The sequence below is a fragment of the Actinopolyspora alba genome (assembly GCF_900112765.1).
Taxonomy (GTDB): Bacteria; Actinomycetota; Actinomycetes; order Mycobacteriales; family Pseudonocardiaceae; genus Actinopolyspora; species Actinopolyspora alba.
Genome location: NZ_FOMZ01000007.1, coordinates 149,258 through 164,030, shown reverse-complemented (window position 1 = coordinate 164,030; position 14,773 = coordinate 149,258). Strand labels below are relative to the sequence as shown.

10 protein-coding genes are annotated in these 14,773 nt (G+C 68.5%); 5 read left to right on the top strand and 5 right to left on the bottom strand.

The window, feature by feature from the left end; genetic code table 11:
• Positions 1 to 469 precede the first annotated feature (469 nt).
• The 5 genes from BM150_RS12145 (at position 470) to BM150_RS12125 (ending at position 6,943) form a co-directional block, all read left to right on the top strand.
• Positions 470 to 1,123, top strand: a complete 654-nt coding sequence (locus BM150_RS12145; protein WP_017976119.1) for a response regulator — start codon at positions 470 to 472, stop codon at positions 1,121 to 1,123.
• Between the two features lie 89 nt (positions 1,124 to 1,212).
• Positions 1,213 to 2,478, top strand: coding sequence for an HRDC domain-containing protein (locus BM150_RS12140; RefSeq protein WP_092927196.1), 1,266 nt, complete (start codon positions 1,213 to 1,215; stop codon positions 2,476 to 2,478).
• Between the two features lie 282 nt (positions 2,479 to 2,760).
• Entirely contained in the window at positions 2,761 to 3,954 is a 1,194-nt protein-coding gene (locus BM150_RS12135; RefSeq protein ID WP_092927194.1) for a thiolase family protein, read from the top strand.
• A complete protein-coding gene (locus BM150_RS12130) occupies positions 3,951 to 6,059 on the top strand; it encodes a 3-hydroxyacyl-CoA dehydrogenase NAD-binding domain-containing protein (protein ID WP_175496796.1) in 2,109 nt (702 codons plus the stop codon). Before BM150_RS12135 ends, BM150_RS12130 begins: the two co-directional genes overlap by 4 nt.
• A gap of 305 nt (positions 6,060 to 6,364) precedes the next feature.
• Entirely contained in the window at positions 6,365 to 6,943 is a 579-nt protein-coding gene (locus BM150_RS12125) for a Uma2 family endonuclease (RefSeq protein ID WP_092927192.1), read from the top strand.
• Between the two features lie 54 nt (positions 6,944 to 6,997).
• On the opposite strand, the gene BM150_RS12120 is transcribed toward BM150_RS12125, so the two are convergent.
• The 5 genes from BM150_RS12120 to BM150_RS12100 form a co-directional block, all read right to left on the bottom strand.
• Positions 6,998 to 8,170, bottom strand: coding sequence for a HAMP domain-containing sensor histidine kinase (locus tag BM150_RS12120; protein ID WP_092927190.1), 1,173 nt, complete (start codon positions 8,168 to 8,170; stop codon positions 6,998 to 7,000).
• Positions 8,170 to 8,886: a response regulator transcription factor gene (locus tag BM150_RS12115; RefSeq protein ID WP_092927522.1), complete on the bottom strand. Its 717-nt coding sequence runs from the start codon at positions 8,884 to 8,886 to the stop codon at positions 8,170 to 8,172. The genes BM150_RS12120 and BM150_RS12115 overlap by 1 nt, the downstream gene beginning before the upstream one ends.
• 51 nt (positions 8,887 to 8,937) lie before the next feature.
• Entirely contained in the window at positions 8,938 to 10,881 is a 1,944-nt protein-coding gene (dxs, locus tag BM150_RS12110) for a 1-deoxy-D-xylulose-5-phosphate synthase (protein ID WP_092927188.1), read from the bottom strand.
• A gap of 278 nt (positions 10,882 to 11,159) precedes the next feature.
• On the bottom strand, positions 11,160 to 12,419 hold the full coding sequence (locus tag BM150_RS12105; RefSeq protein ID WP_092927186.1) for a class I SAM-dependent RNA methyltransferase: 1,260 nt from the start codon (positions 12,417 to 12,419) through the stop codon (positions 11,160 to 11,162).
• Between the two features lie 170 nt (positions 12,420 to 12,589).
• Positions 12,590 to 14,626, bottom strand: a complete 2,037-nt coding sequence (locus BM150_RS12100) for an APC family permease (protein WP_092927520.1) — start codon at positions 14,624 to 14,626, stop codon at positions 12,590 to 12,592.
• Positions 14,627 to 14,773: the final 147 nt, after the last annotated feature.

Sequence of the window (14,773 nt, the reverse complement as noted above, 5' to 3'; positions counted from 1 at the left end):
GAGCGGGCCACACCGGACGCCTCGGCGGGGCATCCGAGAGGTAGGGGCCGTCAGGAGTGCGGGACCGGCGGGGGTACGGGACCGTCGGGGCGACCGGGGGCGCGAACGACGGGGCCGTCTCGCACCCTTCCAACGGCGCCGGAGACGCGAAGATCGAAAGATCTTTATCGAATCACTACGTTTCGGCGTTAACACTGTTTTTTAGTATCACCCGAAAGAAGTAGGCAGCGTCACATCGAGGACAACTCGATCGGGATACATACCCGTTTGATCGTCCCAATAATCCGCTCGGACGGTTACGCTACAACCTGAACGACACCACTTTCGGTCGATCAGTGGCGCGGCTGATCGGCCGAGAGTCCCGGTGCCGGTCGGGGGGCACGACCGACTCCAGGGAGGTAGTGACGTGGCTGCCGTCGGCTTAGGTCAGGCCGCTCGTACCACGCCAGCCGGTGCATTGCCGGCTAACATGGTTCCGCACCCGCGGGAAGAGCTGTTCACGGTGCTCGTGGTGGACGACCATCCGCTGCTCCGGGAGGCCATATCCTCCCGGCTGCTGCAGATGGGGGCCGGCACGGTGCACGAAGCCGCATCGATGGCCGAGGCCAAGGCACGCGCCTTGGCCACCGGTCCGTGCGACCTGGCAGTCCTGGATCTGGGACTGCCCGATGGGACAGGTGTAGACCTGGTTACGGAATTGCGTACCCAGGGCTGGCCACGGATCGTGGTGCTCGCCTCGTCCGACGACCCCTATGCGGTTCGGGCCGCGTTTCAAGCGGGAGCACAGGCATACCTGCTGAAATCGGCCTCACCGACCGTGGTCACGGACGGTGTGCGCCGCGTGCTGGACGGCGGTGTGTACGCCGATCCGAACGTGGCTCCGGTGTTGGCCGCCGGTACCCGGGTTCCGGGCACCGACAACACTCCGCGCGAGCTCTCCGCTCGTGAGATCGAAGTGTTGCAACTGGTGGCGGACGGTCGATCCAACAAAGAGATCGGCGAAACGCTCAATTTGTCCGCTCTGACGGTGAAGAGTCACCTGTCACGGATCGGGCGCAAATTGGGTACCGGAGACCGGGCCCAGATGGTCGCGTTGGCAATGCGGGCCGGAGTGATTCGATGACCTGACAACAACCATCGAACCGGTCGGCGGACGGTGAATCGGACCGTTCGGTCCCCTCAGCCGATAGAGGGACGTATCGTCTGTGAGCCGTGGATGCTGTTCACCCCGAATCCGCCGAACCGGACCACTCCGAACCAGTGTTGCTGACGCGTCCCTCCGGTGGTGTCCCACCGGTGGTCGAGCAGCCCCGATCCCTGCGTCTCGCTGCCGCGGCACTCGCCGCGGGCAGTGGGCCGATCGCGATCGATACCGAGCGCGCCTCCGGGTACCGCTACTCGCAGCGGGCATATCTGCTGCAGTTACGCCGCGAGGGCACGGGCACGGTACTGATCGACCCGATCGCGCTGAACGGGGATCCGGGGCCGCTCGTCGCCGCACTCGGTGACACGGAATGGGTACTACACGCGGCCTCGCAGGACCTGCCGTGCCTGGCCGAGCTCGGCCTGCGTCCGGATCGGCTCTTCGACACGGAACTGGCGGGCCGACTGGCCGGCTACGAACGAGTGTCACTCGGCGCACTCGCGGAGCGACTGCTGTCGTACCGGCTGGAGAAGGGACACGGTGCGGCCGACTGGTCGCGCAGACCGCTGCCCCGCGAGTGGCTGGTGTACGCGGCCCTCGACGTGGAGCTGTTGGTCGAACTACGTGCCGCGCTACGCGCGGAACTCGACAAGCAGGGCAAGCTCGACTGGGCGATGCAGGAGTTCGAAGCGGTTCGCACGGCTCCGCCGCCACCCGCACGACCGGAACCGTGGCGTCGGACCTCGGGAATCCACCGGCTGCGCACCCCGGTACAGCTGGCGATCGTGCGCGCGCTGTGGCAACTGCGGGACGACATCGCCCGCCGCCGGGACATCGCGCCGGGACGGATCCTGCCGGACAGCTCGATCATCCGGGCGGCGCGGGAGAACCCGGCCACCAGAGAGGACCTCGTCGCGCTGCCGGTATTCGGTGGCAAGCAGCAGCGCAGGCGATCCGAGCAGTGGTTCGAGGCGCTGCGGAACGCACGCGAGCTGGACCAGGAGGAACTGCCCGCCACCACCGCACCGAACGACGGACCACCACCCACGAACAGGTGGGCGGAACGGGACGCGGCCGCGGCGTCCCGGCTGAGCGCGGTGCGGAACGTGCTCTCCGGTATCGCCGAGCGGAACAACCTGCCGGTGGAGAACCTGCTGCTGCCGGATCTGGTGCGCAGGCTCTGCTGGCAACCTCCCTCGGATGGCGGTGTGGCATCGATAGCGGCACAGCTGCACGAACGCGGCGCCCGGCCCTGGCAGGTGGAACTGACGGCGGAACCGATCGCGAAGGCGATGGGCGAGTCCGACGGCGAAGCTTCCGACCAGGTGAAATAATCCGCTCGATTCACGGTCCGCGGCTTCGGTCCCCACTGGTCCGACGGTGGTGTCACGGCTGTGGTCCAGCAGACATCGATCCCACTGGTTACCGTTCGGTAATGAGCGCTAGAGTGCACGTTACCGGCCGGTAGCGGCAGAGCCCGTCGTCGGGCAACGGAGCCGCCCGGCCTGGCGCGTACCCACATCGACAAGGAGCACGCCGTGGCAGCACCTGCGTCGGCAGCAGCCGACAAGAGCAGCGGCCCCGCATCGGCGGGAACGCCGCGTGCCCTCAGGAACGTGGTCTTCGTCGACGGCGTCCGCACGCCGTTCGGCAAGGCAGGCACCAAGGGCATCTACGCCGAGACCCGAGCGGACGATCTCATCGTCAAGGTCATTCGGGAACTGTTGCGGCGGCAGCCCGATCTCCCACCGGAACGGATCGACGAGGTCGCCATCGCGGCCACCACCCAGATCGGCGACCAGGGACTGACGATCGGCAGGAACGCGGCCCTGCTCGCCGGACTGCCCAAATCCGTACCCGGCTTCGCGATCGACCGGATGTGCGCCGGTGCGATGACGGCGGTCACCAACGTCGCGGGCGGCATCGGATTCGGCGGCTACGACATCGCCGTGGCGGGCGGGGTCGAGCACATGGGCAATCACCCCATGGGCGAGGGGGTGGATCCCAATCCGCGATTCGTGTCCGACAACCTGGTCGACTCCTCCGCCCTGGTGATGGGCTCCACCGCCGAGAACCTGCACGACCGTTACCCGAACCTGACCAAGCAGCGCACCGACGCCTACGCCGCGCTCAGCCAGCAGCGGTACGAAGCGGCGGCGAAAGCGGGCAGGATCGGCGCGGACCTGGTCCCGGTAGCCACCCGCTCCAGCGAGTCCGGTTGGGGACTGGCCACCGCCGACGAACCTCCCCGCCCCGGGACCACCGTGGAGTCCCTGGCGGGACTCAAGACTCCCTTCCGGCCGCACGGCCGGGTGACCCCGGGCAACTCCGCGGGACTCAACGACGGCGCGACCGGCTGTGTCGTCGCCGACGAGGACACCGCCCGTGAACTGGGGCTTCCCGTCGGGATGCGCATGGTCGGCTACTCCTTCGCCGGTGTGGAGCCCGAGGTCATGGGAGTGGGACCGGTGCCGGCCACCGAGAAGGCGCTGCACCGGGCGGGGCTGTCCATCGACGACATCGGACTCTTCGAGATCAACGAGGCGTTCGCGGTCCAGGTACTGGCCTTCCTCGAACACTTCGGAATGGCCGACGACGACCCCAGGGTCAACAAGTGGGGCGGAGCGATCGCCTGCGGACACCCGCTCGCCTCTTCGGGGGTGCGGCTGATGACCCAGCTGTCCAGGCAGTTCGCCGAGCATCCGGAGGTTCGCTACGGCATCACCACCATGTGCGTCGGCTTCGGCATGGGCGGCACGGTGATCTGGGAGAACCCGAACCACGACAAGACCGCCGGGGGCGCCAAGTGAGCATCGACAGCGATTCCGCAGCACTGTTTCCCGACGAGGTCGTGACCCGCGCCCACACCCGGCTCGTCGAGGTTCCGGGACTGGACGGCAGGGTCGCGCTCGTCACCATCGACAACGGTCACGACCACACCAAGCCGTCCACCTTCGGCCCGGCCGGGCTCGCCTCGCTGGACTCCGCGCTGGACGAGGCGTTCGCGGCGGAGCCGGCCGCCATCGCGGTGACCGGTAAGCCGTTCGTGTTCGCCGTCGGGGCCGACCTGTCCGGGATGGGCCAGCTCGGCGAACGGGAGTACGCCCACCGGATCGCCAAGGCGGGACACGACGTGTTCCGACGGCTGACCGAGTCCGAGATCCCCACCTTCGCCTTCGTCAACGGCGCGGCGTTGGGAGGCGGACTCGAACTGGCCCTGTCGTGCCACTACCGCACCGTGGCCGACAACGCGGGCGCGATCGCGTTCCCCGAGTGCTTCCTGGGCCTGTTCCCGGGCTGGGGCGGTACCCAGCTGCTGCCCAACCTGGTCGGCGCGGACCAGGCGGTGACCGTGATCCTGGAGAACTCGCTCAACCAGAACAAGATGCTCAACCCCGGCAAGGCCACCGGCATGGGCATCTTCGACATCCAGCTCGAGTCCCCCGACTTCCTGGAGGAATCGCTGCGCTGGGCCGCGCGGGTGATCAACGGGTCCAGCACCGTGCAGCGCGCCGAGATCGACCGCGGCCAGGGCTGGGACGACGCGATCACTCGCGCGAAGGAGATCGCGGCGAGCAAGACGCACGGCGCCTCGCCGGGCGTGAACAAGGCCGTCGAGCTGCTCGAACTCGCCAGGAACAACGACCTCGACGCCGGTTACGCGGCCGAGACCGAAGCACTCGCCGACGCGCTGATGACCGACGAGCTGCGTGCCGGGCTCTACGCCTTCGACCTCACGCAGAAGCGGGCGAAGAAGCCGGCCGGAGCACCGGACAAGTCCCTGGCCAACGACGTCAACAAGGTGGGCGTCGTCGGCGCGGGGCTGATGGCCGGGCAACTGGCGCTGCTGTTCGCACGTCGCCTGGAGGTGCCGGTGGTACTCACCGACATCGACCAGGGACGCATCGACAAGGGCGTGGCCTACGTGCACGGCGAGATCGACAAGCTCGGTGTGAAGGGGCGGCTCTCCTCAGACGGAGTGAACCGGCTCAAGGCGCTGGTCACCGGTTCGCTGGACAAGAGCGCCTTCGCCGACGCCGACTTCGTCATCGAGGCCGTGTTCGAGGAGATGTCGGTCAAGCAGCAGGTGTTCGGCGAGTTGGAGCAGCACGTCTCGCCGGAGACGGTGCTGGCCACCAACACCTCCTCGCTCTCGGTCGGCGAGATGGGCGCGAAGCTCGCCCATCCGGAACGGGTGGTCGGCTTCCACTTCTTCAACCCCGTCGCGGTACTGCCGCTGCTGGAGATCGTGCGCGGCGAGCGGACCGACGACACCGCGTTGGCCACGGCCTTCGCGGTCGGCAAGAAGCTCAAGAAGTCCTGCGTGCTGACCGCCGACACACCCGCCTTCGTGGTCAACCGGCTGCTGACCCGTTTCCTCGGCGAGGTGATCGCCTCGGTCGACGAGGGGACCCCCTTCGAGGTGGCCGACCGGGCGCTGAACCCGCTGGGGCTGCCGATGAGTCCGATGGTGCTGCTGCAGCTGGTCGGTCCCGCGATCGCACAGCACGTCAACGAGACCATGCACGCCGCCTACCCGGACCGGTTCGGTCTCAGCGACAACCTGCGGCGGTTCGTCGACGCGGGCAAGACGGGCGTGTGGACCACCGACGAGGCGGGCAACCAGATCGTCGACCCCGAGGTCGCCGAGCTGTGGCAGCAGGGCGACGAGCCGCTCTCCGAGGAGCAGGTCCGTGACCGCGCGCTGCGCGCGTTGGCGGAAGAGGCGCGGATCATGCTGGACGAGGACGTCGTCGTCGAGGCCGCGGATCTCGACCTGTGCATGCTCCTCGGGGCGGGATGGCCGTTCTGGCTGGGCGGCATCACGCCCTACCTGGACCGCTCGGGTTACTCCGAGCTGGTCAACGGCAAGCGCTTCCACCAACCAGGGGTGGCCAGCCTGCCCAGCAGCTGAGCGATCGCTCCGGACAGTCCGGTTGGTAATCACGGAGTGACCGGTGCTCGAGGGCCGGGACGGTACCCACCACCGTCCCGGCCCTTTTGGTGTGGAGTGGTCCGCGACGCGCCGAGCGGAGAAGGCGTTCCGCACGGATTCCTCGGAGCCCGTGCCGATTCGCTCCCGGTGACGGCGCTCGCGTGGGTATCCTCGGAGCACAGCTGTCCCCGGCGCACAGCTGCTCCCGGAGCACGGCGAATCGCACGCACGGCGGCTCGCCGGTCGTGGCATGATGGATCACGAACGAGGTGAGGTGATGCTCGGTGACCGCGCTTGTACAGCACGAGATCGGCCCGTTCACGATCGACGACTGGCACGCGCTGCCCGCCCGCGCCGACGGGTCGCGCCTGGAACTGCTCGAAGGGTACTGGCTGGTGACGCCACTACCGAGCGGCCCGCACCAATGGGCCGAGAAACAGCTCGTGAACTTGCTCGACAGGGCTATCGCGTCCACGCCGAACGCGCTGTACGCGGTGGGTGGCATCGGCGTGGAGATCGGCACCGAGCGGCGGACGGCGCTGATCCCGGACTTCGTGGTGCTGGACACCGCTCCCCTCGGTAACTCGTTCGGCGCCGAGCACGTACGGCTCGCCGGGGCGATCTGGTCACCCGGCAACACCGCACGGGAACAGCGCGACAAGCTGGACGCCTGCGCCGAGGCGGGCATCCCGTTCTTCTGGAGCGTTGCCCAGGACGGTCGCGGGCCGACCGAGCTGGTGGCATACCGATTGGACGAGGGACGGTACGCCCCCGCCACATCGGTGCGCCTGGGTGACGGACCGGTACACATCGAGGAATCACCAGCACCGCTGGAACTGGACATCGCCACCCTCCGGCTCTGACCACTCCGCACGACGGCTCGCCGGTGGGAAGTTTCGGAGAAGATTCCGCGGAGCTCACCGCGCCGCGGGCAGCCACACGGTCACTGAGAGCCCGCCGCCCGGAACCGGACAGGCCGAGACGGTGCCACCGTGCGCGCTCGCCGCGGCCCGCACGATGGACAGTCCGAGCCCGGCACCGGTGCGCGCGGTGCGTTCCGTACCCGCCCGGCGGAACGGTTCGAACAACCCGTCCACCCGCTCCGGGGAGACCTCGGCGCCGGACGAGGAAACCGTCAACGAGGTCCACTCCCCCGAAACAGCGGTGACGACGGCAATCCAGCCGCCCTCGACGTTGTAGCGCACCGCGTTCTCCAGCAGGTTTCCCGCCACCCGTTCCAGCAGCGCCGGATCCCCCATCGCGAAGGCCGAAGCGGGACTGACCTCCGTACGCAGCCCGGAGGCGCACACCTGCTCCGCCATCGGCCGCAACGCGCAACGCGCCAGCTCGGTCAGATCTACCGGCTCACGACTCGGCAGCTCGGCCCCCTCGGTACGGGCGAGCAGCAGCAACGACTCGACGAGTCGCTGCGATTTGGCCGTCGCGTCGCGCACCACCCCGGCCATCCGGCGCAGCTCGGCCGCGTCGGCGTTCGGATCGGACAGGGTGACGTCGAGCTCGGTACGGATCACCGACAGCGGCGTGCGCAGCTCGTGACTGGCATTGGCCACGAAACGGTGCTGGGATTCGAACGCGGTTTGGAGCCGGTCCAGCATCCCGTCGAAGGTGTCGGCCAGCTCCGCGACCTCGTCCCTGGGGCCGTGCAACCCGATCCGCTCCCCCAGCGATCGTGCGGAAAGCCTCCGCGCGGTGCCGGTGACCGAGTGCAACGGCCGCAGCACCCTGCCGCACACGGTCCACGCCGACACCGCCGCCGCCAGCACGACGGCCACGAAGGCGGCACCACCGATCAGCAGCACCCGCTCCCGCGCCCGAGCTCGCAGCGCCTCGGCGAGTTCACCAGCGGAGACCTGCACGCCGTCCACCCGCACCGTGGTTCCGGGGGACATGCGCGGCACTGCGGCCACCACGTCGCCGACCAACAACCAGCCGAGCCACAACAGCAGACCGCTGACCAGGGCGACCAGCACGGTCGACAGCAGCGTCAGCCGCAGTCGCAGACCGGGGCCGCGCCGCGCGGGTGATTCGGCGGGCACGGGACGTGCCACCGAACGAGCCCGGAACAGCATCACTTCTCGCCGGCACCGGAGACTTCGGCGTCCGTGTCGGACGAGGTCCCTGAACCGGCGGAGGGCACGCGGTAGCCGGAGCCGACCACCGTGTCGATGACGCTCGGGTCACCGAGCTTCTTCCGCAACGTCATAACGGTCACTCGCACGGTGGTGGTGAACGGATCGGCGTACTCGTCCCACACCCGTTCCAGCAGTTCCTCGGAACTGACCACGGCGCCGCGCGCGGCGAGCAGCACCTGCAGCACCCCGAACTCCTTGCGGGTCAGATCCACCTCACCACCGCTCCTGGTGACCCGCATCCTGGCGGAGTCCAGCTCGAGGTCGTGTGCGGTCAGCAACGGCGGTGTGGCAGGTGTGGAACGTCTACCCAGCGCGCGAACCCTGGCCACGAGCTCGTCGAACGCGAACGGCTTCGCGAGGTAGTCGTCGGCACCGAGCGAGAGCCCCTCGACGCGGTCGGCCACCGTGCCGCTCGCGGTGAGCATCAGAACCCTGGTGAGCTCCTGGGACGCGACCAACTCGGCGCACAGCCGGTCACCGGACAACGAGGGCAGATCACGATCCAGCACCACCACGTCGTAGCGAGTGACCGCGACCTTCTCCTGAGCATCGAGGCCGTCGTAGGTCACGTCCACGGCAAGCCCTTCCCGTCTCAGCCCACGCGCGATCGCGTCGGCGAGCGGCTGTTCGTCCTCCACCACAAGGATCCGCACGCGTTCACCGTGCCACAGCACGGCCGTTCCGGACGATCAGGGAGCGCGGGATCACTCGGCGCGCGGTGTGTCCAGATCGGTGGCGATACCGGTCTCGTCCTCGTCCAGCTGCCCTTCGAGCCGATCGGCCACCCACTCGGTGATCCTGCGGGCCACGTCCTGCTCGGTGAGTCCGAGTTCGGCGAGCACCTCACCGCGCGAGGCGTGTTCCAGAAAACGATTCGGAATCGCGAGATCCCGCAGCGGAACGTCGATGTCCGCGTCACGCATGGCGGCCGCCAACGACCACCCGAAACCACCGTGCCGACCGCAGTCCTCGAGCGTGACGACGAGACGGTGGCGCCGGGCCATGTCGAGCACGGCTCCCGGAACGGGAACCACCCAGCGCGGGTCCACCACGGTCACGCCAATCCCCTGCGCGGCGAGTCGCTCGGCGGCGGCGACCGCGAGCTCGCCGAACGCGCCGACCGCGCTCAACAGCACGTCCCGTTCCTCGTGTTCGGCGGGGCGGCGCAGCACGTCGACGCCGTCGACCCGCTCGAGCGCGGGCACCTCGTCGATGACCGTTCCCTTCGAGAACCGCACCACGGTGGGACCGTCCTCCACCGCGACCGCTTCCCGCAGCTCCTCACGCAGCGTCGCCGCATCGCGCGGGGCGGCGACCCGAATACCGGGGATCATCCCCAGGACGGACAGGTCCCACATGCCGTTGTGGCTCGGCCCGTCGTCACCGGTCACGCCGGAGCGGTCCAGGGTCACCGTCACCGGCTGCCGGTGCAGCGCCACGTCCATGAGCAACTGGTCGAACGCGCGGTTGAGAAACGTCGAGTACACCGCGAACACCGGGTGCAACCCGCCCATCGCCATGCCCGCGGCCGAGGTCATGGCGTGTTGCTCGGCGATGCCCACGTCCACGCAACGATCGGGGTAGTTCCGGGCGAACTTGTCCAGACCGGTGGGGCCCAGCATGGCACCGGTGATCGCGACGATGTCGTCGCGTTCCCCACCGATACGGACGAGCTCGTCCGAGAACACGTTGGTCCAACTGGTCGCGGTGGGGCCGGTGGGAGCGCCCGTTGCCGGGTCCATCACCTTGACCTGGTGCATCTGGTCGGCCTCGTGGTTCTCGGCGGGTGCGAAGCCGTTGCCCTTCTGAGTGACAGCGTGCACGATCACCGGGCCGCCGAATGTCTTGGCCATCCCCAGCGCGTAGTCCAGTGCCTTGAGATCGTGCCCGTCCACAGGCCCCAAGTACTTGATCCCGAGATCGGAGAACATCACCTGCGGGCTCAGCGCGTCCTTGATACCCCGCTTGGCCGCGTGCAGGCCGGTGTAGAGCGGCCGACCGACCACCGGAAGACTGCGCACGGTACGACGACCGTTCTCCAAGGCCCGCTCGTAGCCGGGACGCAACCGCAGCGAGGCCAGGTGCTCGGCCAGCCCGCCGATCGTGGGGGCGTAGGAACGCCCGTTGTCGTTGACCACGATCACCAGCGGGCGTTCCTGGTCGGCCGCGATGTTGTTGAGGGCCTCCCAGCACATGCCTCCGGTCAGTGCCCCGTCGCCGACGACGGCGGCGACGTGACGACCGGAGTCGCTCAGCTGGATCGCCCGCGCCAGGCCGTCGGCGTAGGACAACGAGGTGGAGGCGTGGCTGTTCTCGACCAGGTCGTGCTCGCTCTCGGCCCGCGAGGGGTAACCGGACAGCCCGTCGCGTTTTCGCAGCCGGTCGAAGCCCCGCTGCCTGCCGGTGAGCATCTTGTGCACGTAGGACTGGTGCCCCGTGTCAAACACGATGGGGTCGCGTGGTGAGTCGAACGCACGGTGCAACGCCAGGGTCAGCTCGACCGCACCGAGATTCGGCCCGAGATGACCACCGGTACGCGACACCTTCTCGATCAAGAAGGATCTGATCTCGGCGGCGAGCTCGACCAACTCACCGTGCTCCAGGCGCTGGACATCGGCCGGGCTGTGCACGGACTCCAGCAGCGTCACCGCTCCACCTCGCTCGTCGTGACCGACTACAGGTCTCGAGGGCAAGGGCACGGCTCCGGTTCGCGGAGCGGCCCGCTGCCCACAGCACGCGGCTCCCATCACGGAACCGCGCTTCGAACTTTCACTTCGCACATCACGTGCCTGCCGTGATGCATTACATCGTCATGCTTCTCGGGATCATGCACTACGGGGTCATGTAATACAGGGTCACCACTTGACCTCGCCAGTGTACGGAGCCACGAACTACGTGGCTCCACAAGGCGTAGTGACGCGCTGACTCACGAGTTCCGTTCAGTATCCTCCAACAGAGCGATGCATTCCACGTGCTGCGTCATCGGGAAGGCGTCGAAGGCCTCCAGCCGGCTCAATCGGTAACCCCGCTCCCGGAAGAGCCCGATGTCGCGTGCCAGGGAGGCGGGATCGCAGGCGACGTGGACGACCCGGCTCGGCCGTGCGCGGCTGATCGCGTCCACCACCTCGCTGCCCGCCCCCTTGCGCGGCGGATCGAGCACCACCACGTGGGGAGCGGGAACGGTCGGCTCGGTCACCACGCGTTCCACACGGCCGGATCGCACCCGCACCTGCGGCAGATCGGCCAGGTTGGCCTCGGCGTCGCGTACCGCCGACTCACCGGACTCGACGAGCAGCACGTCACCGTTCGCTCCGGCCTGCTGCCCGAGCACGGCCGCGAACAGTCCGACACCGCCGTAGAGGTCCCACGCCCGGCCGCCGGAAGGGACATCGGCCATCCGGGCGACGACTTCGGCGAACCGATCGGCGGCTTCGGGGTGCACCTGCCAGAAGCCCTCCGAACGGACACCCCACTCCCGCCCCACCGCGGCCTCGTGGGCGATCCCCGTTCCCCGTACCTTCCGGGCGGACCGGGCGGGACGACCACCGCCACGACCGGAGCGCCGGGGTCGAACCGAGTGCTCGGTGACGTGCACCTGCCCCGAACCGTCCCGGGTGACGGCCACCTCTGATCCTGGCGTCCAGGAACGGGAAGCGACCTCGTCGAGCGCGCCCTCCACCGTGATCGGGCAGTCCCGAACCGGTATCACGCGGTGACTGCGGTGCGCCCGAAAACCGACCGCGCCGTTGTCGTCCACCGCCAACCGGACACGGCTGCGCCAGCGCAGCGGACCACCGGGCAGCGGCGACACCTCGACCGGGTACTCGACCCCCGCCAGTCTCGTGAGTTGCTCGGCCACCACGGCGGCCTTCAGCTCCCGTTGGACGGCGGGGTCGACGTGCTGCCAGTCGCAGCCACCGCAACGATCGGTCCCGCGTGCGATGTCGGCCAACGGGCAGGACGGTTCCACCCTGCCGGGAGCGGCTTCGACCACCGCCACGGCATCGGCGCGGCAGAATCCGCCGCCGCGGTCCTCGGTCACCAGTGCGTCCACGGTCTCTCCGGGAAGGGTGTGCCGCACGAACACGACCCGGCCCTCGTACCGGGCGACACAGTGCCCGCCGTGGGCCACCGCACCGACCTCGAGACGAAGCCGTCGCCCCGTCCAGTCCGGTTTGTCATTCACCAGGTCTCACGGCTCCAATCAAAGGTGGCTTCCGGCCGACGAGCGGCACGGAAACCGATGACGAGACAGTAGCGACGGTTTCCCGTGAAGCGCGGCGCGTGGGGTCGGGAACACCGGGCAGCGCACACCGGTCGGTAGCACCGCCCCGGCACGGACGTACGTCGGGAGGATCAACGCTGCCCGTTGCTCCTCCCCCCGCTGCTCCGCTCCCCGTTGCCCTTGTTCCCGTTGCCGGCTCCCCAACGCACCGAACGGCGAGGCGTGGGGGCGCGCAGATCGACCCTGGTGGAGGACTCCAGCTGCCACGGAACACTGGTGACCATCACGCCCGGCTCGAACAACAACCTGCTCTTGAGGCGAAGCGCACTCTGATTGTGCAGCAACTGCTCCCACCAGCGTCCGACCACGTACTCCGGGATGAAAACGGTCACCACATCGCGCGGACTGTCCCGCCGGATGCGCTTCACATAGTCCACGATCGGCCGAGTGATCTCACGGTAAGGGGATTCGAGCACCTTGAGCGGGACCGTGATGTCGCGTTCCTCCCAAGCCGCCACCAGCTGCCTGGTGTCCGAGTCGTCGACGTTGACCGTGATGGCCTCCAACTCGTCGGGGCGGGTGGCGCGTGCGTAGGCCAGTGCCCGCATGCTCGGCAGGTGCAACTGCGAAACCAGCACCAGTCCGTAGTTGCGGGAGGGCAGTACCGTCGGCCCGTCGGTGCGGCTGAGCTCCGCACTGACCCGGTCGTAGTGCTTGCGGATACCACGCATCAGCAGGTAGCCCGCGACCATCGCGGCGATCGCGATCCAGGCACCGTGCAGGAACTTGGTGATCAGCACGATGACGAGTACCGTGGCGGTCATCGCGAGCCCGATCGAGTTGATCACACGGGCCCTGCGCATGCTGGCCCGGGCGGAGGGATCCTCCTCGGTACGTAACCGCCGGTTCCAGTGTCTGATCATGCCGCTCTGGCTCAGCACGAACGAGACGAACACTCCGACGATGTAGAGCTGGATCAGCTTGGTCACCTCGGCCTCGAACACGAGGACCAGCACGGTGGCGAACCCGGCCAGGAACAGGATGCCGTTGGAGAAGGCGAGCCTGTCGCCCCGGGTGTGCAGCTGCCGCGGCAGGTACCGGTCCTGTGCCAGGACGGAGCCCAGCAACGGGAAACCGTTGAAGGCGGTGTTGGCAGCCAGCACCAGGATCAACCCCGTGCAGAAGATCAGGTAGTAGACGGCGGGTGTGAACCCGCCGAACACCGCGTGAGCCAGCTGCGCGATCAGCGTCTTCTGCTCGTAGCCCTCCGGCACCCCGATGAGCTGGTGCTGCGGGTCCTCCGCGATGAGCACGCCGGTGATGCGGGCCAGCATGAGCAACCCCATGAACATGGTCACGGCGATCAGACCCATCCACAACAGGGTGGTGGCGGCATTGCGCGGTTTGGGCTTGCGGAAGGCGGGAACACCGTTGCTGATGGCCTCCACGCCGGTCAACGCGGCGCTGCCGGAGGAGAAGGCGCGCAGCACGAGGAAGACGAAACCGAGTCCGGCGATCTGGGAGGGCTCCTGGGCCAGTTCGAAGCCCGCGCTCTCGGCCCGCAGCTCGTCACCGCGCACGTAGGTGCGGTAGAGCCCGACACCGATCATTCCGAGGATACCCAGCACGAACGCGTAGGTGGGCACGGCGAACGTGGTGCCGGACTCGCGGGCGCCCCGCAGGTTCACTGCCGTGAGCAGGGCGATGGCGCCCACCGCGAAGGCGACCTTGTGCGTGGCCACGAACGGCACGACCGAGCCTATGTTGGCGGCGGCCGAAGAGATGGAGACGGCGACGGTGAGCACGTAGTCGACCAGCAGCGCGCTGGCGACCACGAGCCCCCAGCGGCGGCCGTGGTTGGTGGTGGCCACCTCGTAGTCACCACCACCGGAGGTGTAGGCGCGAACGTTCTGGCGGTAGGAGGCAACCACCACCAGCATCACCGCGACGACGACGAGGCCGATCCACGGGCTGATCGCGTACGCCGATATACCGGCCACGGACAGCGTGAGCAGGATTTCCTGCGGCGCGTAGGCCACGCTGGACATCGGGTCCGACGCGAACACCGGTAGGGCGACGCGTTTGGGCAGCAGCGTGTGCGACAACCGGTCACTGCGGAACGGTCGGCCCACCAGCAGACGCTTGGTCACGGTCGCGAGCTTGGACACGGCCAAGAGCGTAGGAGGCCGCCCACGAACCGCTCCCGCGGGATCGCGTGCCCGAACCGCGTCGCGCGCCGGAACGGGCCTTCGCGGCACCCGCCGACGATCTCCCGAGAACGGCGGCTTTTCCGGGATCTCCGGGCCGAAACCGGT